16 protein-coding genes are annotated in these 18,319 nt (G+C 62.8%); 12 read left to right on the plus strand and 4 right to left on the minus strand.

Annotated elements, in window-relative coordinates; genetic code table 11:
* Nucleotides 1-27: 27 nt before the first annotated feature.
* The 4 genes from CI807_RS26165 to CI807_RS26180 all read right to left on the minus strand — a co-directional run bounded on the left by CI807_RS26165 (nucleotide 28) and on the right by CI807_RS26180 (nucleotide 4,192).
* Nucleotides 28-858 carry a TIGR03915 family putative DNA repair protein gene (locus CI807_RS26165; RefSeq protein ID WP_095016823.1) on the minus strand — a complete coding sequence of 277 codons (831 nt, stop codon included), beginning with the start codon at nucleotides 856-858 and terminating at the stop codon, nucleotides 28-30.
* A complete protein-coding gene (locus CI807_RS26170) occupies nucleotides 855-2,075 on the minus strand; it encodes a putative DNA modification/repair radical SAM protein (RefSeq protein ID WP_016974873.1) in 1,221 nt (406 codons plus the stop codon). Before CI807_RS26170 ends, CI807_RS26165 begins: the two co-directional genes overlap by 4 nt.
* 177 nt (nucleotides 2,076-2,252) lie before the next feature.
* Nucleotides 2,253-3,590, minus strand: a complete 1,338-nt coding sequence (locus CI807_RS26175; protein WP_016974872.1) for a lysine N(6)-hydroxylase/L-ornithine N(5)-oxygenase family protein — start codon at nucleotides 3,588-3,590, stop codon at nucleotides 2,253-2,255.
* 119 nt (nucleotides 3,591-3,709) lie between these two features.
* Nucleotides 3,710-4,192 carry a sigma-70 family RNA polymerase sigma factor gene (locus tag CI807_RS26180; protein WP_016974871.1) on the minus strand — a complete coding sequence of 161 codons (483 nt, stop codon included), beginning with the start codon at nucleotides 4,190-4,192 and terminating at the stop codon, nucleotides 3,710-3,712.
* Nucleotides 4,193-4,448: 256 nt separating this feature from the next.
* Between CI807_RS26180 and CI807_RS26185 the strand changes: the two genes are divergently transcribed.
* The 12 genes from CI807_RS26185 to CI807_RS26240 all read left to right on the plus strand — a co-directional run bounded on the left by CI807_RS26185 (nucleotide 4,449) and on the right by CI807_RS26240 (nucleotide 18,063).
* Entirely contained in the window at nucleotides 4,449-5,618 is a 1,170-nt protein-coding gene (locus tag CI807_RS26185) for an efflux RND transporter periplasmic adaptor subunit (RefSeq protein ID WP_095016824.1), read from the plus strand.
* A 1-nt stretch (nucleotide 5,619) separates the two neighbouring features.
* Nucleotides 5,620-7,590, plus strand: a complete 1,971-nt coding sequence (locus CI807_RS26190; protein ID WP_095016825.1) for a MacB family efflux pump subunit — start codon at nucleotides 5,620-5,622, stop codon at nucleotides 7,588-7,590.
* A complete protein-coding gene (locus CI807_RS26195) occupies nucleotides 7,583-8,986 on the plus strand; it encodes an efflux transporter outer membrane subunit (RefSeq protein WP_095016826.1) in 1,404 nt (467 codons plus the stop codon). Before CI807_RS26190 ends, CI807_RS26195 begins: the two co-directional genes overlap by 8 nt.
* A 104-nt stretch (nucleotides 8,987-9,090) precedes the next feature.
* A complete protein-coding gene (locus CI807_RS26200) occupies nucleotides 9,091-9,834 on the plus strand; it encodes an alpha/beta hydrolase (RefSeq protein WP_095016827.1) in 744 nt (247 codons plus the stop codon).
* A gap of 107 nt (nucleotides 9,835-9,941) precedes the next feature.
* On the plus strand, nucleotides 9,942-10,712 hold the full coding sequence (locus CI807_RS26205) for a FadR/GntR family transcriptional regulator (protein ID WP_095016828.1): 771 nt from the start codon (nucleotides 9,942-9,944) through the stop codon (nucleotides 10,710-10,712).
* A 94-nt stretch (nucleotides 10,713-10,806) separates the two neighbouring features.
* Nucleotides 10,807-12,009, plus strand: a complete 1,203-nt coding sequence (locus tag CI807_RS26210) for an ABC transporter substrate-binding protein (RefSeq protein WP_095016829.1) — start codon at nucleotides 10,807-10,809, stop codon at nucleotides 12,007-12,009.
* A gap of 58 nt (nucleotides 12,010-12,067) precedes the next feature.
* Nucleotides 12,068-12,928 carry a branched-chain amino acid ABC transporter permease gene (locus CI807_RS26215; protein ID WP_016974865.1) on the plus strand — a complete coding sequence of 287 codons (861 nt, stop codon included), beginning with the start codon at nucleotides 12,068-12,070 and terminating at the stop codon, nucleotides 12,926-12,928.
* 1 nt (nucleotide 12,929) lies between these two features.
* The gene (locus CI807_RS26220; RefSeq protein WP_095016830.1) at nucleotides 12,930-13,940 is read left to right on the plus strand and encodes a branched-chain amino acid ABC transporter permease; all 1,011 of its coding nucleotides are present in this window, start codon (nucleotides 12,930-12,932) and stop codon (nucleotides 13,938-13,940) included.
* A complete protein-coding gene (locus CI807_RS26225) occupies nucleotides 13,937-14,686 on the plus strand; it encodes an ABC transporter ATP-binding protein (RefSeq protein ID WP_095016831.1) in 750 nt (249 codons plus the stop codon). Before CI807_RS26220 ends, CI807_RS26225 begins: the two co-directional genes overlap by 4 nt.
* Nucleotides 14,686-15,381, plus strand: coding sequence for an ABC transporter ATP-binding protein (locus tag CI807_RS26230; protein ID WP_028617000.1), 696 nt, complete (start codon nucleotides 14,686-14,688; stop codon nucleotides 15,379-15,381). Before CI807_RS26225 ends, CI807_RS26230 begins: the two co-directional genes overlap by 1 nt.
* Before the next feature lie 13 nt (nucleotides 15,382-15,394).
* Nucleotides 15,395-16,663: a Zn-dependent hydrolase gene (locus tag CI807_RS26235; protein ID WP_095016832.1), complete on the plus strand. Its 1,269-nt coding sequence runs from the start codon at nucleotides 15,395-15,397 to the stop codon at nucleotides 16,661-16,663.
* Entirely contained in the window at nucleotides 16,660-18,063 is a 1,404-nt protein-coding gene (locus CI807_RS26240; protein WP_095016833.1) for an amidase, read from the plus strand. The genes CI807_RS26235 and CI807_RS26240 overlap by 4 nt, the downstream gene beginning before the upstream one ends.
* Nucleotides 18,064-18,319 lie beyond the last annotated feature (256 nt).

The following is an 18,319-nucleotide window of genomic DNA, read 5'->3' on the forward strand; positions in this document are numbered from 1 at the left end:
AAGGCCTCATCGCCGGCAAGCCGGCTCCTACAGGGGGGTGTTGATGCGTTTGCCAGGCTTGGTGCCAATCAGCTTCGCCTGCCCATCCCGTTGCTTGCCCATCCGCGCCTCACTGATCAACCCCGGTATCAACTTGCCCTCTGGCAGGTTCTTCCAGAACCGGCTGGGCAAATGCCCTTCCATCACCTTGGGGTTCAAGCGCGCCGGATTGAAGATGTGGCTGTAGTAGGTCAGCCACATCGCACTGTGGGGGTCTTCGACATTCTGCGCCAAGTGCCGCCACGCCTCGGGGCACTCGCGCTGATGAATCAACTGCTCACCGTCGTAATACACCCCGTCCAACGGCGTGGCGATCATCCAGCGATGGCGCCCCATGCGCCCGATGAAATGCTGGCTGGCCGATTTCAGGATGTCGTGGGCAGGCTCATGCCAGGCGACGTACTCGGGCAATTCCGGCCCCGCCTCGACGGGTAACGCGATAAACCGCACAAACGCATGCAGATGGTGTGCCTCACGGCTGACCTGCTTGATCCGCCGCTGCAACTCACTGCCCAGCTTGTCCCCCGCCAGCATTGCCGTGCGGTCACCATGACTGACGCGCCACAACACTTCATACAACAAGCTCCAGCGCTGTTCGCCGTGGTAACAGGCGGCCGACTCCAGCAACTCCAACAGGGCCTTGGGCACCCGCGTCTGGTAAGGCCCCAAGCCTTCCGGAATCGCTACGTCGGTGGCAAACAGGTCGGCCACCTCAGCCTCGCCCCAGCTCACCTGGCTGGGGTCGACCTGATGGCTCAGCAGCCAGCGCGCCTGCTCGCGCCAGGTGCTGAACAGGTTGTCGCACTCCAGGCTGATCATCCCCACAACCCCATTTGCTGCGGCTGCGGACGGTCACGCAGTTGTTCGCGCAGCAACACGCTGGTGCTGTCGGCCTGTTGCGGGTGGTAGTCACTGGTGATGAAAAACGGCTTGGCCTTGGCCAGCACGCAGCGCATGCGCGCCAGGTCTTCGAAGCGGATCTTGCGCTCGCGGCGCAGGTCCACCAGGCGCTGGGTGGTGCGCAGGCCGATGCCTGGGATACGCGCGATCAAGGTCGGCTCGGCGCGGTTCAGGTCCAGGGGGAACACCTCACGGTTTTCCAAGGCCCAGGCCAACTTGGGGTCGATATCCAGCGCCAGGTGGCCTGGACCTTTGAACAGTTCATTGGCGTTGAAACCATAGCTGCGCAGCAGGAAATCAGCCTGGTACAAACGGTGCTCGCGCATCAGCGGCGGTGCTGCCAGGGGCACGCTTTTCGGGCTGTTGGGGATGGGGCTGAATGCCGAGTAATACACGCGGCGCAGCTTGAAGTTGCCGTACAACGCCTCGGCACCGTGGAGGATGGTGCTGTCATCGGTGTCATCGGCGCCGACGATCAGTTGCGTGCTCTGCCCGGCCGGGGCAAAACGCGGCGCGCGCGGTTCGTTACGGACCGTCTGCTCGCCGGTATAGATGGTCTGCATGGCCTGCTTGATCGACACGATCTTTTTTTCCGGCGCCAGGGTCTGCAGGCTGGCCTCGGTGGGCAGTTCGATGTTCACACTCAGGCGATCGGCATACTTTCCGGCTTCGGCGATCAGCGCCGGGTCGGCATCGGGAATGGTCTTGAGATGGATATAGCCGCGAAAGTCATGCTCTTCGCGCAGCAATTTGGCGACCCGCACCAACTGCTCCATGGTGTAGTCGGACGAACGGATGATGCCGGAACTGAGAAACAGCCCGCTGACGCAATTGCGCCGGTAGAAATCCAGGGTCAGGGTGACCACCTCCTCCGGGCTGAAACGCGCGCGGGGCACATCGCTGGAGCGGCGGTTGACGCAGTACTGGCAGTCGTAGAGACAGAAGTTGGTGAGCAACACCTTGAGCAGCGAAACACAGCGCCCGTCCGGCGTGTAGCTGTGGCAGATGCCCATGCCATCGGTAGACCCCAGCCCCGCCTTGCCTTCGGAGCTGCGCTTGGGTGCGCCACTGCTGGCGCAGGACGCATCGTACTTGGCGGCGTCGGCGAGAATGCTGAGTTTTTCGATCAACTGCATGGAGGGTTACCGATACTGGTTTTTTGTACAGTACCAATAGCCACTCCTTGCCACAAGTGCCGTCTGTAGGAGCGAGCTTGCTCGCGAAGGTCGTCAACGATAACGCAGCCATTCAGAATGAACGCGTCGTCTGGGCGTTTTTCGCGAGCACGCTCGCTCCTGCAGAGGGGGTGAGTATTAGCTGGCAGTTGCCAGGAGCAGGTCCTGCACCGAACGCCCCTTGCCGCGCCCACGGTCCAGCGCATACAACGACGCGGCAATCTCATCCGCGCGAATCGGCAGCACCGACAGCAAGGTATCGCTCAAGCCGTGGCTGGCCTGACTGAAGCCTTGGATGTAGATGCCCGCGTTGCAACGCTCGTCAGTGACGATGCGGTAGTCGCGCGCCACTTCGAAGTCACCCAGGTAGTCTTCCAGCGGCGCGAGCAAGGCGCGGTGTGTCTGGCGCTCATAGCCAGTGGCCAGGATTACCGCGTCGTAGTGGTTGATGCTGGTGTCGCCGTTGGCGTTGTTGCGCAGCACCAATTCAATGCCCAGCGGGCCTGGGGTGGCTTTCTCGACCACGGTCATGGTACGGAACGCCTGGCGCGCTATGCCGGAGACTTTCTGGCGGTAGAAGATGCCGTAGATACGCTCGATCAGGTCCAGGTCCACCACCGAATAGTTGGTGTTCTGGTACTCGGCGACCAAACGCTCACGCTCGGCGCCCTCCTGCTGGAACACCAGGTCGGTGAAGGCCGGCGAGAACACTTCGTTGACGAACGGGCTGTCATCCGCCGGCTTGAGCGCCGAACCGCGCAGGATCATGTCGACCTGCACCGACGGGAAGCTGTCGTTCAGGTCGATGAAGGCTTCCGCCGCGCTCTGGCCACCGCCGATGATGGCGATGCGCATGGCCTTGCCCTCGACACACGGCTGGCTGGCCATGCGCTCCAGATACTGGGAATGATGGAACACCCGGCTGTCGCCCTTCAGCGCCTTGAACGCTTCAGGAATACGCGGCGTGCCGCCGGCGCTGACCACCACCGAACGGGTGGTGCGCACATGTTGCTCACCCAGCGCATCGCGGGAAATCACGCGCAGCGCTTCAACCTGCTGCTGGTGCAGGATCGGCTCGATGGCCAGCACTTCCTCGCCATAGCGTGCCTGGGCCTGAAACTGCCCGGCGACCCAGCGCAGGTAGTCGTTGTACTCCATGCGGCACGGATAGAAGGTGCCCAGGTTGATGAAGTCCACCAGGCGGTCGTGGGCTTTCAGGTAGTTGACAAAGGAATACGGGCTGGTGGGGTTGCGCAGGGTCACCAGGTCCTTGAGGAACGAGATCTGCAGCTCGCTCTGGGTCACCAGGGTATTGCCGTGCCAGCGGTAGTCAGCCTGTTTGTCGAGAAACAGCACGTCCAGTTTGCCCTGGGCCTTTTCGCGCTCCTGCAGGGCGATGGCCAGCGCCAGGTTCGAAGGGCCGAAACCGATACCGATCAGGTCGTGAACCGCGGGCGAAGCAATTGCCTGTGTCATTCCAGTGTCCTCTGGATAAGCCCCTTGGCGGTGGGGCGGGAATACCTTCAAGACCTGAACAACAGGCCGTGTGTTGATAGGAAACGAGGACAGTGAAATAAAATTTAACTGATCATTGATCAGTGCGCTTCCCACTCGCGCATCCGCACCCGGCAGTGCTTCATGGCGTTGACGATGTGTTTCTCCACCAAGGCGCGGGAAATACACAGGCGTTCAGCGATCTGCAGATGGGTCAGGCCTTCGAGCTTGCGCAACAGGAAGCTGTCGCGACAGGCCGCCGGCAGCTCGGCCAGGGCGCGTTCGAGCAGTTCCAGGCGTTGGCCGTGGTCGTGGTTGGTGTGCGGCGAACTGCTGGCAAAGCGTTCTTCGGCATCCAGCACATCCAGGGGTTCGACCTGGCGCAAGGCATTGCGCCGATGGCCGTCGATCACCAGGTTGAGCGCCGTACGGTACAAAAAGGCACGGGGTTGTTCGATGGGCGTGTCGCTGGAACGCTCCAGCACCCGGACATAAGCGTCATGCACCACATCCTCGGCCACCTGACGGTTGCCCAGCTTGGCGTTGAGGAAACACACCAGCTCGCGATAGTAGTTTTCCAACATGACTCCCGACCGCCGGGTGGCGGCATTAGGTCCCTGGGTGCAAATAAAGACAGCCTTCAGATGATGGCAGTTTGAGTGCCTGCAATTTATAGTAATTCTCATCTACTTTTAAAGCAGACTTGCATCAACGGATGATATTTTTTCTTCAAGGGAGCTGTAACTGCTTATGTAACCGCCTAAATCCCCGCGCAATTCTCTCGTTTACTTGTCAGCTCCCCGCAACTGCGGTCCGAACTTTCCTGGCTGGAACCAAAGCATGAAACGCCCTCGACCTGCCCGACGCGCCTTGCTTGTTATCGCGTGCCTGATCCCCATTTTCGCCATCGCGGCCTGGCAAGTGCTGCCGCCGGGGCGTGACACCCTCACCACCGTCACCGTTACCCGCGGCAGTATCGAAAACAGCGTGACCGCACTCGGCACCCTGCAGCCGCGCCGGTATGTGGACGTAGGCGCCCAGGCCTCCGGACAAATCCGCAAGATCCACGTCGAGGCTGGCGACCAGGTCCAGGAAGGTCAGTTGCTGGTGGAGATCGACCCGTCCACGCAAAAAGCCAAGCTGGACGCCAGCCGCTACGCCATCGAAAACCTCAAGGCCCAGTTGCAGGAACAAAAGGCCCAGCACGAACTGGCTCGCCAGAAGTACCAGCGCCAGCAACGCCTGGCCGCCGGCAACGCCACCCGTGAAGAAGACGTTCAAACCGCCAAGGCCGAGCTGAGCGCCACCCAGGCCCGGGTCGACATGTTCCAGGCGCAAATCCAGCAAGCCCAGGCCAGCCTGCGCAGTGACGAAGCTGAATTGGGCTACACGCGCATCTACGCGCCGATGACCGGCACCGTGGTCGCGGTGGACGCGCGGGTCGGCCAGACCCTCAACGCCCAGCAGCAGACGCCGCTGATCCTGCGTATCGCCAAATTGTCTCCGATGACGGTGTGGGCTGAGGTCTCGGAAGCCGATATCGGCCACGTCAAACCGGGCATGACCGCGTATTTCACCACGTTGAGCGGCGGCAACCGACGCTGGACCAGCACCGTGCGGCAGATCCTGCCGATCCCGCCCAAGCCATTGAATGAAACCCAAGGCAGCGGCAGCCCCAACAGCACCAGCAAAAGCGGCAGCGGCCGCGTGGTGCTGTACACCGTGCTGTTGGATGTGGACAACAGCGACAACGCGTTGATGGCCGAAATGACCACCCAGGTATTTTTCGTCGCCAGCCAGGTCAAGGACGCCCTCACCGCGCCGGTCTCCGCGTTATCGGGCACGGCGACCCCCAACCAGCAGATCGCCCAGGTCGTGGGCAAGAATGGCCGAATCGAGCAGCGCCAGGTGCAGGTGGGCATCAGCGACCGCCTGCGCATCCAGGTGCTGGACGGTTTGAGCGAAGGCGATCACCTGCTGATCGGCCCGGCCGACGGCAACGGGGGTTGAGTTGACCACGCCCCTGATCGAACTCAAGAACATCCGCAAGTCCTACGGCGGCGGCGACAGCCCGCAGGTCGACGTGTTGCGCGGCATCGACCTGTCGATCCATGCCGGGGAATTCGTCGCCATCGTCGGTGCCTCGGGCTCCGGCAAGTCCACGTTGATGAATATCCTCGGCTGCCTCGACCGTCCAAGCACCGGCGACTACCTGTTCGCCGGGGAAAACGTCGCCCATCTGGACAGCGACGAACTCGCCTGGCTGCGCCGCGAAGCCTTTGGCTTCGTGTTCCAGGGCTACCACCTGATCCCGTCGGGCTCGGCCCAGGAAAACGTCGAGATGCCGGCGATCTACGCCGGTATCAGCGCCGCCGAGCGCCATGCGCGCGCCAACGCCCTGCTCACGCGGTTGGGCCTGGCCGAGCGCACCGGCAATCGCCCGCACCAGCTTTCCGGCGGCCAGCAACAGCGGGTGTCCATTGCCCGTGCGTTGATGAACGGCGGGCATATCATCCTCGCCGACGAACCCACCGGCGCCCTCGACAGCCACAGCGGCGCCGAGGTCATGACCCTGCTCGATGAACTCGCCAGCCAGGGCCACGTGGTGATCCTGATTACCCACGACCGCGAAGTGGCGGCGCGGGCCAATCGCATCATCGAGATTCGCGATGGCTTGATCATCAGCGATTCGGCCGACGGCAACGACGTTGCACCAGCACTAGCGAACGGCGCCCTGCAAGCCGTGGACCTGCGCCAACGCCTGGCCGACGGCGCCGAGCACAATGGCGCGTGGAAAGCCGAACTGGTGGACGCGGTGCAAGCCGCCTGGCGGGTGATGTGGATCAACCGTTTCCGCACCGCGCTGACCCTGCTGGGGATCATCATCGGCGTGGCGTCGGTGGTGGTGATGCTGGCGGTGGGCGAAGGCAGCAAGCGCCAGGTCATGGCGCAGATGGGCGCGTTCGGCTCCAACATCATCTACCTCAGTGGCTCGTCGCCGAACCCACGTACACCGCTGGGCATCGTCACCCTCAATGACGTCCACGCGCTGGCGGCCCTGCCCCAGGTAAAGCACATCATGCCGGTCAACGGCAGCGAAGTCGGGGTGCGTTACGGCAACGTGGACTACATGGCCTACGTGGGCGGCAATGACACCAATTTCCCGGAGATTTTCAATTGGCCGGTGGTCGAGGGCAGTTACTTCACAGCCGCCGACGAGCGCGCCGCCGCCACCGTGGCGGTGATCGGTCATCGCGTGCGCGAGAAGCTGTTCAAGGGCGAAGTCAACCCACTCGGCCAGTACATCCTGATTGAAAACGTACCGTTCCAAGTGATCGGCGTGCTGGCGGAAAAAGGCGCCGCGTCCGGCAACAAGGACAGTGACGACCGCGTTGCCATCCCATACACGGCCGCCAGCGTGCGCCTGTTCGGCAGCTACAACCCCGAGTATGTAGTGATCGCGGCGGCGGATGCGCGCAAGGTCCACGAAGCCGAGGTCGCCATCGACCAATTGATGCAAAAGCTGCACAACGGCAAGCGCGACTATGAGCTGACCAATAACGCGGCGATGATCCAGGCCGAGGCCCGCACGCAGAACACGCTGTCATTGATGCTCGGTTCGATTGCCGCCATTTCCCTGCTGGTGGGCGGGATCGGCGTGATGAATATCATGCTGATGACCGTACGCGAGCGCACCCGTGAAATCGGTATCCGCATGGCCACCGGCGCACGCCAGCGCGACATCCTGCGTCAGTTCCTCACGGAAGCGGTGATGCTCTCGGTGGTCGGCGGGCTGTGCGGCATCGCCCTGGCACTGTTGGTCGGCGGCGTGCTGGTACTGGCCAAGGTGGCGGTGCAGTTCTCCCTTTTGGCGGTGTTTGGCGCCTTTGGTTGCGCACTCGTCACCGGTGTCGTATTCGGCTTCATGCCGGCCCGTAAAGCTGCCCGGCTCGATCCGGTTAAGGCGTTGACCAGTGAATAAACCGTCCCTCTACCTGCCCGCCTTGTGCGTGTTACTCAGCGCCTGCACCGGCAACCCGCCGGCGCTCGACAGCGGGATTGCAGCGCCTGCCGCCTGGCAATTTGCCGAGCGCGACGCTACCCAAGCCACCAACCAGCAATGGTGGACACAGTTTGGCAGCCCGCAGCTCAACCGCCTGGTCGACCAGGCAAGGCGTGACAGTTTCGACGTCGCCGCCGCCACCGCACGCGTGCGTCAGGCCCAAGCCAGCGCAGTGATCGCGGGTGCACCGCTGTTGCCGGAAGTGAAGCTCAACCTCACCACCAGCCGTCAGAAATTGTTACGGGGCCCGGGTGGACCGGACCTTGACGCGTCACAAAGTAATGACGCCGTCGACAACTTTGGCGCCAACCTCACCGCCAGCTACGAAGTGGACTTCTGGGGCGGCCGCGCCGCCGCCCGCGACAGCGCCCTGCAGACGCTGCGCGCCAGCGAGTTTGACCAGGCCACCGTAGAGCTGACCTTGCTCAGCAGCGTGGCCGACCGCTACGCACAAACCCTGGCCGCGCAGCAACGCCAGCAGATTGCAGAACTGAATCTGGCCAATGCGCGTAACGTGCTCGACCTGGTGCAGACCCGCTATGACGCCGGCTCCGCCACCGCCCTGGAACTGGCCCAGCAAAAAAGCCTGGTGGCCAGCCAGCAACGCCAACTGCCGTTGATTCAGCAACTGGCCGAAGAGTCGCGGATCACCCTGGCTGCCCTCCTCGGCCAACCCGTCCAAGCCCTGGACCTTGGCAGCGAACCGTTTCAAGACTTGACCTGGCCTGCCATCGGCGCCGGCATGCCCAGTCAATTGCTCAGCCGCCGTCCCGATATCGCCAAGGCCGAGGCGCAATTGGCGGCAGCACAGGCCGACGTCACCGTGGCCCGTGCGGCCATGCTGCCCGCCATCACCCTCGGCGCAACCCTGGGATCCGACGCCTACAAGGCCGTGGATATCCTGCGCAGCCCTTACTACACGCTGACCGCTGGGCTGGTGGCGCCAATCTTCAACAACGGCCGTTTAAGTGCTGAACGCGACAAGGCCCGCGCGCGCCAGGATGAACTGCTGCAAACCTATCGCGGCGCAATCATCAATGGTTTTGCCGACGTGGAAAAATCCCTCAGCAGCATCACCCGTCTCGACCAGCAGCGCGAATGGCAAAGCGAAGAACTGCAACAGGCCCAGACCGCCTTCCAGATCGCTGAAAGCCGCTACCAGGCAGGCGCCGAAGACCTGCTCACGGTACTGGAAACCCAGCGCACGCTGTACGCGGCCCAAGACCAGAACGTGCAACTGCGACTGTCGCGCCTGCAGGCCAGTATCGCCTTGTACAAAGCCCTGGGTGGCGGCTGGCAGACGCAGATCCGATAAACAAAACTCCGCTTTCGTACACCAACTTTCTTCTCGCCCTACATTCTTCGAGCAAAGGTCCTTGGTAAAAAAACCGTACTCACACGGTTGCCCAGGACCTCTTGATGACTGTCGCAAAATACCTGATGTGCGCCTGTCTCTGGGTGACGGCAAGCGCTGCCCAAGAACTGATTCCCCCCACCGCCATTGACTGGCTGCTGGATTGCCCGTTCCCTACGGTTGAACGCCTGGACCCCGAAGTGCTGGAACGCACCCAATGCGGGGTCGTGAGCGTACCGCGCAATTATGCTGCGCCCCGGCAAGGCAACCTGCGCCTCTACCTGACCCGCGTCGGCGCCCGTGACCCGTTGAACCGCGAAGGCGTGGTGTTTGCCCTGCCCGGCGACGCGCCTAAACGCGATCGAGGCGGCACCTTTGTCATTCAGCTGAGCAGCCTCTGGGGCTCCTACTCCAACCCGGCATATCGCACACTGGTCAACCGCTACGACGTGATCGAACTCAGCCCTCGCGATCTCGGCAACGACAATGGAATCGAACAGTCCGCTCAGGACCTAGAGTTTGTCCGCACCCAACTGGGCGACGCCCAACTGCTCTACCTGGGCAATGCCGATACGGCCCGCCTGGGCAGCCGTTACGCCGCACTGTTTCCCGAACGGGTGGCGCGCATGGTGCTGGTCAATGCGCAGCAGCTCGAATTGCCAGCGACCCACGTTGAACAACTGCGCCTGAAAGATACGGCCAAACAAGACACCAACAGTTGCATCAATCGCTGGGTGGGGGATTTTCTGGTGTTCGGCAAGCAGCCACCGAGGTCCACGCGTTGCCTGGATTCGGGCAACGGTGAGTAGCCACCCGATTGCGACCTGTTGCCATCGAAAACGACACTCGCCGTTGACGCTGCAGCCCGATCGTTATTAAGTGCTATTTATCCGCATTAATACGATAAATCGAACCTATGCTAAGCCGCCCGCTACGACGCAAACGCCAGAAGCTGTCCGATGTGATTGTCGAGTCGGTCAAGCGCTCCATCGTCACCGACGCGTTGAAGCCCGGCGACCGCCTGCCCACCGAGCGCGAGCTGATGGAAAGCTTCCAGTGCTCCAAAGGTTCGGCCCGCGAAGCGCTCAAGGCACTGGAAGTGGAAGGCTTGGTGAGCACCCGCACCGGGCCCAGCGGCGGCGCCTACCTGAACCAGGCGGGCACCGAACCGGCCAGCCGCGCGTTGCGCAACTACCTGCACTTCCAGCACCTGGATGGCGAACAGGTGTACCAATTGCGTAAAGTCATCGAAGTGGAACTGGCGGTGTCGGTGCTTGGGCGCTTGAGCGAAGACGACTACCAGGCCCTGCAAGACAACGTGGATTTTTGCAGCGCGCCCGAAGACAGCGAAGCCGGCCAGCGTGAACAGCGCCTGGCGGAACTGGAATTCCACAACCTGCTGGCCAAGGCCTGTCCCAACCCGTTGCTGAGTTTCATGGCGCAGTTCCTCAACGATCTACTGCGCGACCTGGTGGTGCTGAAAAAAGCCTACAAGCCCAAGCGCAAGCAGTTCGACGCCGCCAACCTCGACTATCACAAGCAGTTGCTCATCGCCTTTCGTGCCGGGGATGAAAGCGCGGTGCGCAGCTTGATGCATGAACACATGTGCGATGCCGAACACCACATGACCGCCCTTGAAGGCCAGGTCAGCCCGCACTTTTTGCTGGAGTTCGATCACACCCACTGACAGCCCCCCTCCAATAACAGGCCTGCCCACAGGCCCTTGCTCCACCGTATCGCCATTGCCACTCCTGCCAATAACTAAACCAGGGAGTCACCCCATGCAGCGTCGTACGTTGTTGAAAGCCAGTCTTACCGCAGCCGCCGCCCTCAGCCTCCCGCTGAGCATCCGGTCTGCATTCGCCGCCGAGCCCTTTACCTTTTACGGCCTCAAGTCCATGTCTGGCGCGTTTGCCAGCTATGGCAAGTTTGCCGACATGGGTTCGCGCCTGGCGGTGGAACAACACCCCGAGCTGCTCGGCCGCCCGCTTAACTACAAGGTGATCGACACCGAAGGCAACGCCGGCAAGGCCGTGCGCAAGGTGCAGGAAGCCATCCAGCAGGACGGCGCGCGGTTCTTCCAGGGCTGCACCCTGTCGTCGTCGGCACTGGCGGTGGCCAAGGAGGTGGACAAGGTCGGCGGTGTGTTCATGACCCCGGTGGGCGCCGATGAAGTCACCGGCAAGGACTGCAACAAGGCAACCTTCCGCTGGTCGGTGCCCACCTACGGTGCGATCCGCGAAACCATGGGGCCGCTGATCAAGCTGCTGCCGGACGCCAAGCGCTGGTACACCATCACCCCGCAATACGTGTTCGGCGAAGCGCTGCTCGAAGGCGCGAAGAATGTGCTCAAGGAAAACGGCCTGGAACACATCGGCAACAGCTACCACTCGTTGCAGGAGCAGGAATTTTCCGGTTACCTCACCAACGCCATCGCCGCCAAGCCCGATGTGCTGGTACTGCTCAACTTCGGCAGCCAGTCGTCCAACACCCTGCGCCAGGCGGTCAACTTCGGTATCAAGGAGCGCATGAAGGTGTTGCTGGTATGGTCCGCGGGCCTCGACCAGTTCCAGGAGCTGGGCAGCGATGTGCTGGAAGGCGTGTACCTCGGCGCGCAGTACTGGCACCAGGTCGACACCCCGCTCAACCGTGAACTGGTCAGGCTCACCCAAGCCAAATACGGCATCAACCCTACCTACCCGCTGGCCGCCGATTACATCAGCACCAAGGTCATGCTCGAAGCCATTATTTCTACCGGCAGCTTCGACGGGCCGACCGTGGCCAAGGCCCTGCAGGGCCTGAGCTACGAAGGGCCCACCGGCAAGGAGTCGATCCGCGCCGGCGACCACCAGGTGATCAAGGATTACTACCTGCTGATCGGCAAGGCCACCGCCGACATGGCCGACAAGGATGACCTGGCCAAAGTGCTCAGCGCCGGCCAGTCGTTCCCGCCGGTGGAAGCCACGGGCTGCACGCTCGGCTGATCCCCCTGAATTTGGTAGCGCAGGGCCGTGCAAGCGGCCTCCTGCAGAGGGTTCCTGCATGCTTAATCTTTACCTGTTCCAGATCCTCAACGGCCTCGGATTGGGAATGATCTACTTCCTGATCGCGGTCGGGCTGACGATCATTTTCGGCCTGCTCAACTTCGTCAACTTCGCCCACGGCGCGTTTTTCCTGCTGGGTGCCTACATCTGCTACACCGCCGTGAGCCTCACCGGCAACTTCTGGCTGGCGCTGCTGATTGCGCCGCTGGTGGTGGCCGCATTGGCCTGGGCCATCGAGCGGTTGTTGATCCAGCGGATCTATCACTTGCCACACATGTTCCAGATTCTGGTGACCCTGGGGATCGCGCTGATCATCCAGGAGGCCAGCGTGATGATCTGGGGCCCGGTGGGCAAAAGCGTCGCCGTGCCGGAACTGCTGCGCGGCGTGCTGGTGGTGGGCGACTTCGTCTACCCCTACTACCGCCTGTTTCTCATCGTGTTTTCCGGGCTGGTCGGCCTCGGCCTGTGGTTGCTGCTGGAACGCACGCGCTTCGGCGCCCTGGTGCGGGCCGGCAGTGAAAGCACCGAAACCGTATCGCTGCTGGGCACCAATATTTTCCGGCTGTTCTCCATGACCTTCGCCCTCGGCGTGGCCCTGGCCGGTGTCGCGGGCGTGCTGTTCGCCCCGTTGCGCGGCGCGCAGCCCTTTGTCGGCCCGGAGATTCTCGGGGTGGCCTTCGTGGTGGTGGTGATCGGCGGCATGGGCTCGTTCAGCGGTGCGCTGGTCGGCGGTTTGCTGGTGGGCGTGGTGCAAAGCCTGATGACCACACTCTGGCCCCAGGGCGCGAGCCTGATGATCTACGGCGCCATGGCCGTGGTGATTCTGGTCCGTCCCTACGGCCTGTTTGGGAGAGCCTGACATGAGCGAGAAAAATCCCCTGCCGTTTGCCAAGACGCAATCGCGCGCGATGTTGCTGTGGGTGTTGGCGGTGCTGATCGGCCTACCGTTGATATTGCCCTCGGCGACCCTGGCCACCGAGATCCTGATCTTTGCGATGGCGGCCCTGGCCTGCAACCTGCTGCTGGGCTACACCGGCCTGCTGTCGTTCGGCCAAGGCATCTTCTTCGGGGCCGGCGCATATTGCGCGGCGTTGCTGATGATCCATCTGCAACTGGGCCTGTTCACAGCGTTGCTCGGCGCCGCCGTGGCCGGTGGTTTCCTGGCGTTGCTGGTGGGCGCCCTGGCGATCCGTCGCACCGGCATCTACTTCGTGATGCTGACCCTGGCATTCAGCCAGATGGCCTACTTTGTCGCCTACACCCTCAGCGACTGGACCGGTGGCGACAACGGCCTGCTCAGCGTGCCGCGCCCGGAGATCCGCGTGGGTGAAACCGTGCTGCTGTCACTGGCCGACGCCCGTGCCTTCTACGGCTTTGTCGCGGTGCTGTTCCTGCTGATCTTCATCGGCGCGCGCCGGGTGATTGCCTCGCCCTTCGGCAGCACGCTGATGGCGATCCGCGAAAACGAAACCCGCGCCTCGGCCATCGGCTACGACACGCGCCACTTCAAGATCCTGGTCTTCGTGTTGTCCGGCGCAGTCACCGGGATTGCCGGCGCGCTGTACGCGATGCTGCTGCACTTTGTGCCGCTGTCGAATATCGACCTGGCGATGTCCGAGAACATCCTGATCATGACCATCGTCGGCGGCACCGGCTCGTTGTTCGGCTCGCTGCTCGGCGCCGGTTCCATCGTGCTGCTCGGGGATTTCCTCTCCGACCTGTGGCCACGCTGGCTGATGCTGCTGGGGGTGATCCTGATCCTGGTGGTGATCTTCATGCGCGGTGGTTTGTGGGGCGGCCTGGCGTCGCTGTTCGAAAAGGTACGCGGCCATCGCAACACGGCCGTTGTCGCCAAGGAGGAAGGGCTATGAGCATCCTTTTGGAAACCAAGGACCTGGAACTGGCCTACGGCGCGTTCCATGCGGTGAACGGCGTGAACCTCAAGGTCGAGGCCGGCACTATCCACACCATCATCGGCCCTAACGGCGCGGGCAAGACCAGCCTGTTCCACTGTCTCACCGGCGAACGCCAGGCCACCGCCGGGGCGATTCATTTCGACGGCAAGAACCTGATGCGCAAGCCCGCCCACGGCCGCGTTGGCCTGGGCATGGCGCGCTCGTTCCAGCTCACCAGCCTGTTCCAGAACCTCAGCGTGCGCGAAAACCTGCGCCTGGCCGCCCAGGGCCGCGACGGTGCACGCGCCTTGAATTTCTGGCGCCGCGTCGACAGCAATCGCGAACACCTGGAGGTGGCCGACCAGGTGCTGGAACGCCTGCAACTCACCGCCCGTGCCGACACCCTGGCCGGCGAGTTGTCCCACGGCCAGCAGCGGGTGCTGGAGGTGGGCATGTCGATCTGCTCCAAACCGAAACTGTTGATGCTCGATGAGCCCACCTCGGGCATGGGCATCGATGACATCCCGATCATGACCCAGTTGATTAGCGACCTCGGCCGCGACCACACGGTCCTGCTGATCGAACACAACATGAGCATCGTCATGTCCATCAGCCAACGCATCACGGTGATGAGCCACGGGCAGATCCTGGTGGAAGGCACGCCGGAATTCGTGCGCGCCGATGAACGCGTGCGCACCGCTTACCTTGGGGAGGCTGCCTGATGCTGATCGTCGAGAATATCCATTCCTACTACGACAAGAGCCACGTGCTGGAAGGCGTGTCGCTGACCGTCAACCCTGGCGAACTGGTGACGCTGCTGGGGCGCAATGGCGCTGGCAAGACCACCACCTTGCGCAGCATCCTCGGCATCATCTGCCCGCGCCAGGGCCAGATCCATTTCAACGGCCAGGCATTGGTGGGCCAGAAGATCTTCGAAATTGCCCGCCAGGGCCTGGCGCTAGTGCCGGAGAACCGTGGGATTTTCCGCCTGCTCACCGTCGAAGAAAACCTGCGCATCGCCGCACGCAAGACCAGCCGCTGGCAGCTCGAAGACGTGTACGCCATGTTCCCGCGCCTCAAGGAGCGGCGCAAAAACGCCGGCCACGCGTTGTCCGGTGGCGAGCAACAGATGCTCGCCATCGCCCGCGCCCTGCTCAACGATCCCAAACTGCTGATCCTCGATGAACCCACCGAAGGCCTGGCCCCGGTCATCGTCGACGAGTTGGTGAAGATCCTGCGCAAGGTCAAGGACGATGGCCTGCCGGTGCTGCTGGTGGAACAGAACCTGATGGTCTGCGACAAGCTCGCCGACCGCCATTACGTGCTTGAACAGGGCCGGGTGGTCTACGAAGGCAGCGCCGAAGCCTTCCGCGCCGACCCGACCATCAAAAACCGTTACTTGGCCCTGAGTGCCTGACCGGAGATTGCACATGAATAGTTTTGCGCAACCGCTCAAGAGCAACGCCCCGCTGATCAACCGCGACCGCCTGTGGCAATCCTTGATGGACCTGGCCCAGCTCGGCGCTACCGTCAAAGGTGGCGTGTGCCGCCTGGCGCTGACCGACCTGGATCGCCAGGCCCGCGACCTGTTTGTGCAATGGTGCGAGGCCGCCGGGTGCAGCGTCAGTGTCGACGCTATCGGCAATATCTTTGCGCGCCGCGCCGGGCGCAATCCGGCCCTGCCCCCAGTGATGACCGGTAGCCATATCGACACCCAACCCACCGGCGGCAAGTTCGATGGGTGCTATGGGGTAATGGCGGGACTGGAAGTGATCCGCACCCTGAATGATTTGAACATCGAAACCCAAGCGCCGATTGAAGTGGTGGTGTGGACCAACGAAGAAGGCTCGCGTTTTCCGCCGTGCATGATGGGCTCCGGGGTGTTTGCCGGTAAGTTCGATTTGCAGGACACCCTCGACAAAGTCGATGACCAGGGCCTGTCGGTGGGCGCCGAATTGCAGCGCATTGGATACGCCGGCTCCCGTGCCGTGCTCGGCCACCCGGTCGGCGCTTACTTCGAAGCACATATCGAACAAGGCCCGGTGCTGGAAGACAGGGATACCACCATCGGCGTGGTCATGGGTTGCCTGGGCCAGAAGTGGTTCGACCTGACCTTCACCGGCGTCGAGGCCCACGCCGGCCCGACGCCGATGCACCTGCGCAAGGACGCCCTGGTCGGCGCTGCCGAGGTGGTCAGCGCGGTCAACCGCATAGCCCACCAACAGCAACCCCACGCCTGCGGCACTGTCGGTTGCCTGAGCCTGCACCCCGGTTCGCGCAACGTGATTCCCGGCCAGGTGCACATGACCCTCGACCTGCGTCACCTGCATGCAGACAAACTGCAAGCCATGGTCGATGAAGTGCGCGGCGTAATCGAAGTCACCGCCGCCAGCCACGGGTTGGCGTATGAACTGACGCCAACCGCCGACTTCCCACCGCTGGACTTCGCCCCAGTCTGCGTCAACGCAGTACGGGAAGGCGCCGAAGCCTTGGGCTTGAGCCATATGGACATCGTCAGCGGTGCCGGCCACGACGCGATTTTCGTCGCCGAACTGGGCCCGGCCGGGATGATATTCGTGCCATGCGAAGGCGGCATCAGCCATAACGAAATCGAAAACGCCGCGCCGGATGACCTGGCAGCGGGCTGCGCGGTGTTGTTGCGCGCCATGGTCAATGCGGCGCAGGGGGAAATCGCATGAGTGAGATCGGCCAACTGACGGCGGTGCAACTGCTGCAGCATTTTCGTGACAAGACCCTATCGCCGGTGGAAGTCACCGAGGATGCTTTGCTGCGTATCGAACGCTTCAATCCGGTGGTGAATGCCTATTGCCACGTGGATCCGGAAGGCGCGCTGAATGCGGCGCGCGCCTCGGAACAACGCTGGCTGAACGGCCAACCCTGCGGTCCGTTGGACGGTGTGCCCTCTTCGATCAAGGACCTGACGCTGACCATCGGCATGCCGACCCGCAAGGGCTCACGCACCTCATCCGCCGAGGGACCATGGGACGTCGACGCGCCCTTCCCAGCCTTCATGCGCAAGGCCGGCGCGGTGCTGCTGGGCAAAACCACCACCCCGGAATTCGGCTGGAAAGGCGTCACCGACAACCCGCTGTACGGCATCACCCGCAACCCCTGGGACACCCGCACCACGGCAGGCGGGTCGTCCGGCGGCGCGGGCGCGGCGGCGGCATTGAACCTGGGCGTGCTGCACCAGGGCAGCGATGCGGGCGGTTCGATTCGGATTCCCTGTGCTTTTACCGGCACCTTCGGCATCAAGCCGACCTTCGGTTATGTGCCGCAATGGCCGGCCAGCTCCATGACGATCCTCTCGCACCTGGGGCCGATGACCCGCACGGTGGAAGACAGCGTATTGATGCTGCAGACCATCGCGCAACCGGATGCTCGGGACGGGTTGATCGGTGCGCCGAGGACCACACCGTGGTTGTCGGGCGCGGCTGATTTAAAGGGGTTGCGCGTGGCCTACAGTCCAAATTTCGGTTACGTGGAGGTCGACCCGCAAGTGGCGAAGGTGGTCGCAGAGGCGGTGCGAGGCCTGGAACAACTGGGCGCCCATGTCGAGCAGATCGACCCCGGCTTCAGTGACCCGCTGGAAGTCTTCAGCACCTTGTGGGCAGCCGGCGCGGCACGCCTGACCGGCGCCATGAGCGAGGCACAAAAACAACTGCTCGACCCCGGCCTGCTGCGCATCGCCCAACGCGGCGAACGCTTGAGTTTGGACGACTTCAACGCAGCCCTTGAGGCACGGGCGGCACTGGTGGCACGCATGGCGGCGTTTCATAAGCACTACGATGTGCTGGTATCGCCGATGATGCCGATTACCGCGTTCACCGCCGGGCACGACGTACCACCCGGCTCCGGTTTACAGGAGTGGACACAATGGACGCCATTCACCTACCCCTTCAACCTGACGCAGCAACCGGCAGCCTCGGTCCCGTGCGGGTTGGCGGCAAATGGCTTACCCGTGGGGTTGCATGTAGTAGGCGCGCGGTTTGCCGATGAGCAGGTGTTGCGGGTGTGCCACGCCTACACGAAGGCATTCCCGAGCAAGCATCTCCAAGCCCCACAAACCCCAACCTGAAATGCCGGCTCCTACAAGACCGCGTATCCACAATGCGAAGCGAGTCGCTTTTGATCTTGATCTTAGGCGCCCCGTCAAACACGCTGGCCGGAATTCGACAGGGATTTGGGGGGTAAACCGGCAGGGATGCCGGTTTAGCGGCCCCGCGCCATGGATGGCGCGTGGCGGCGGCCCCCCAAATCCCTGTCGGATTACGGGCACACCGAGCGTGAGCGAGGTGCCGAGTGTTGGGGCAAGAGCGTTTTGCTTACTTTTG

It is taken from the genome of Pseudomonas sp. NS1(2017) (assembly GCF_002269425.1).
Lineage (GTDB): Bacteria > Pseudomonadota > Gammaproteobacteria > Pseudomonadales > Pseudomonadaceae > Aquipseudomonas > Aquipseudomonas reactans.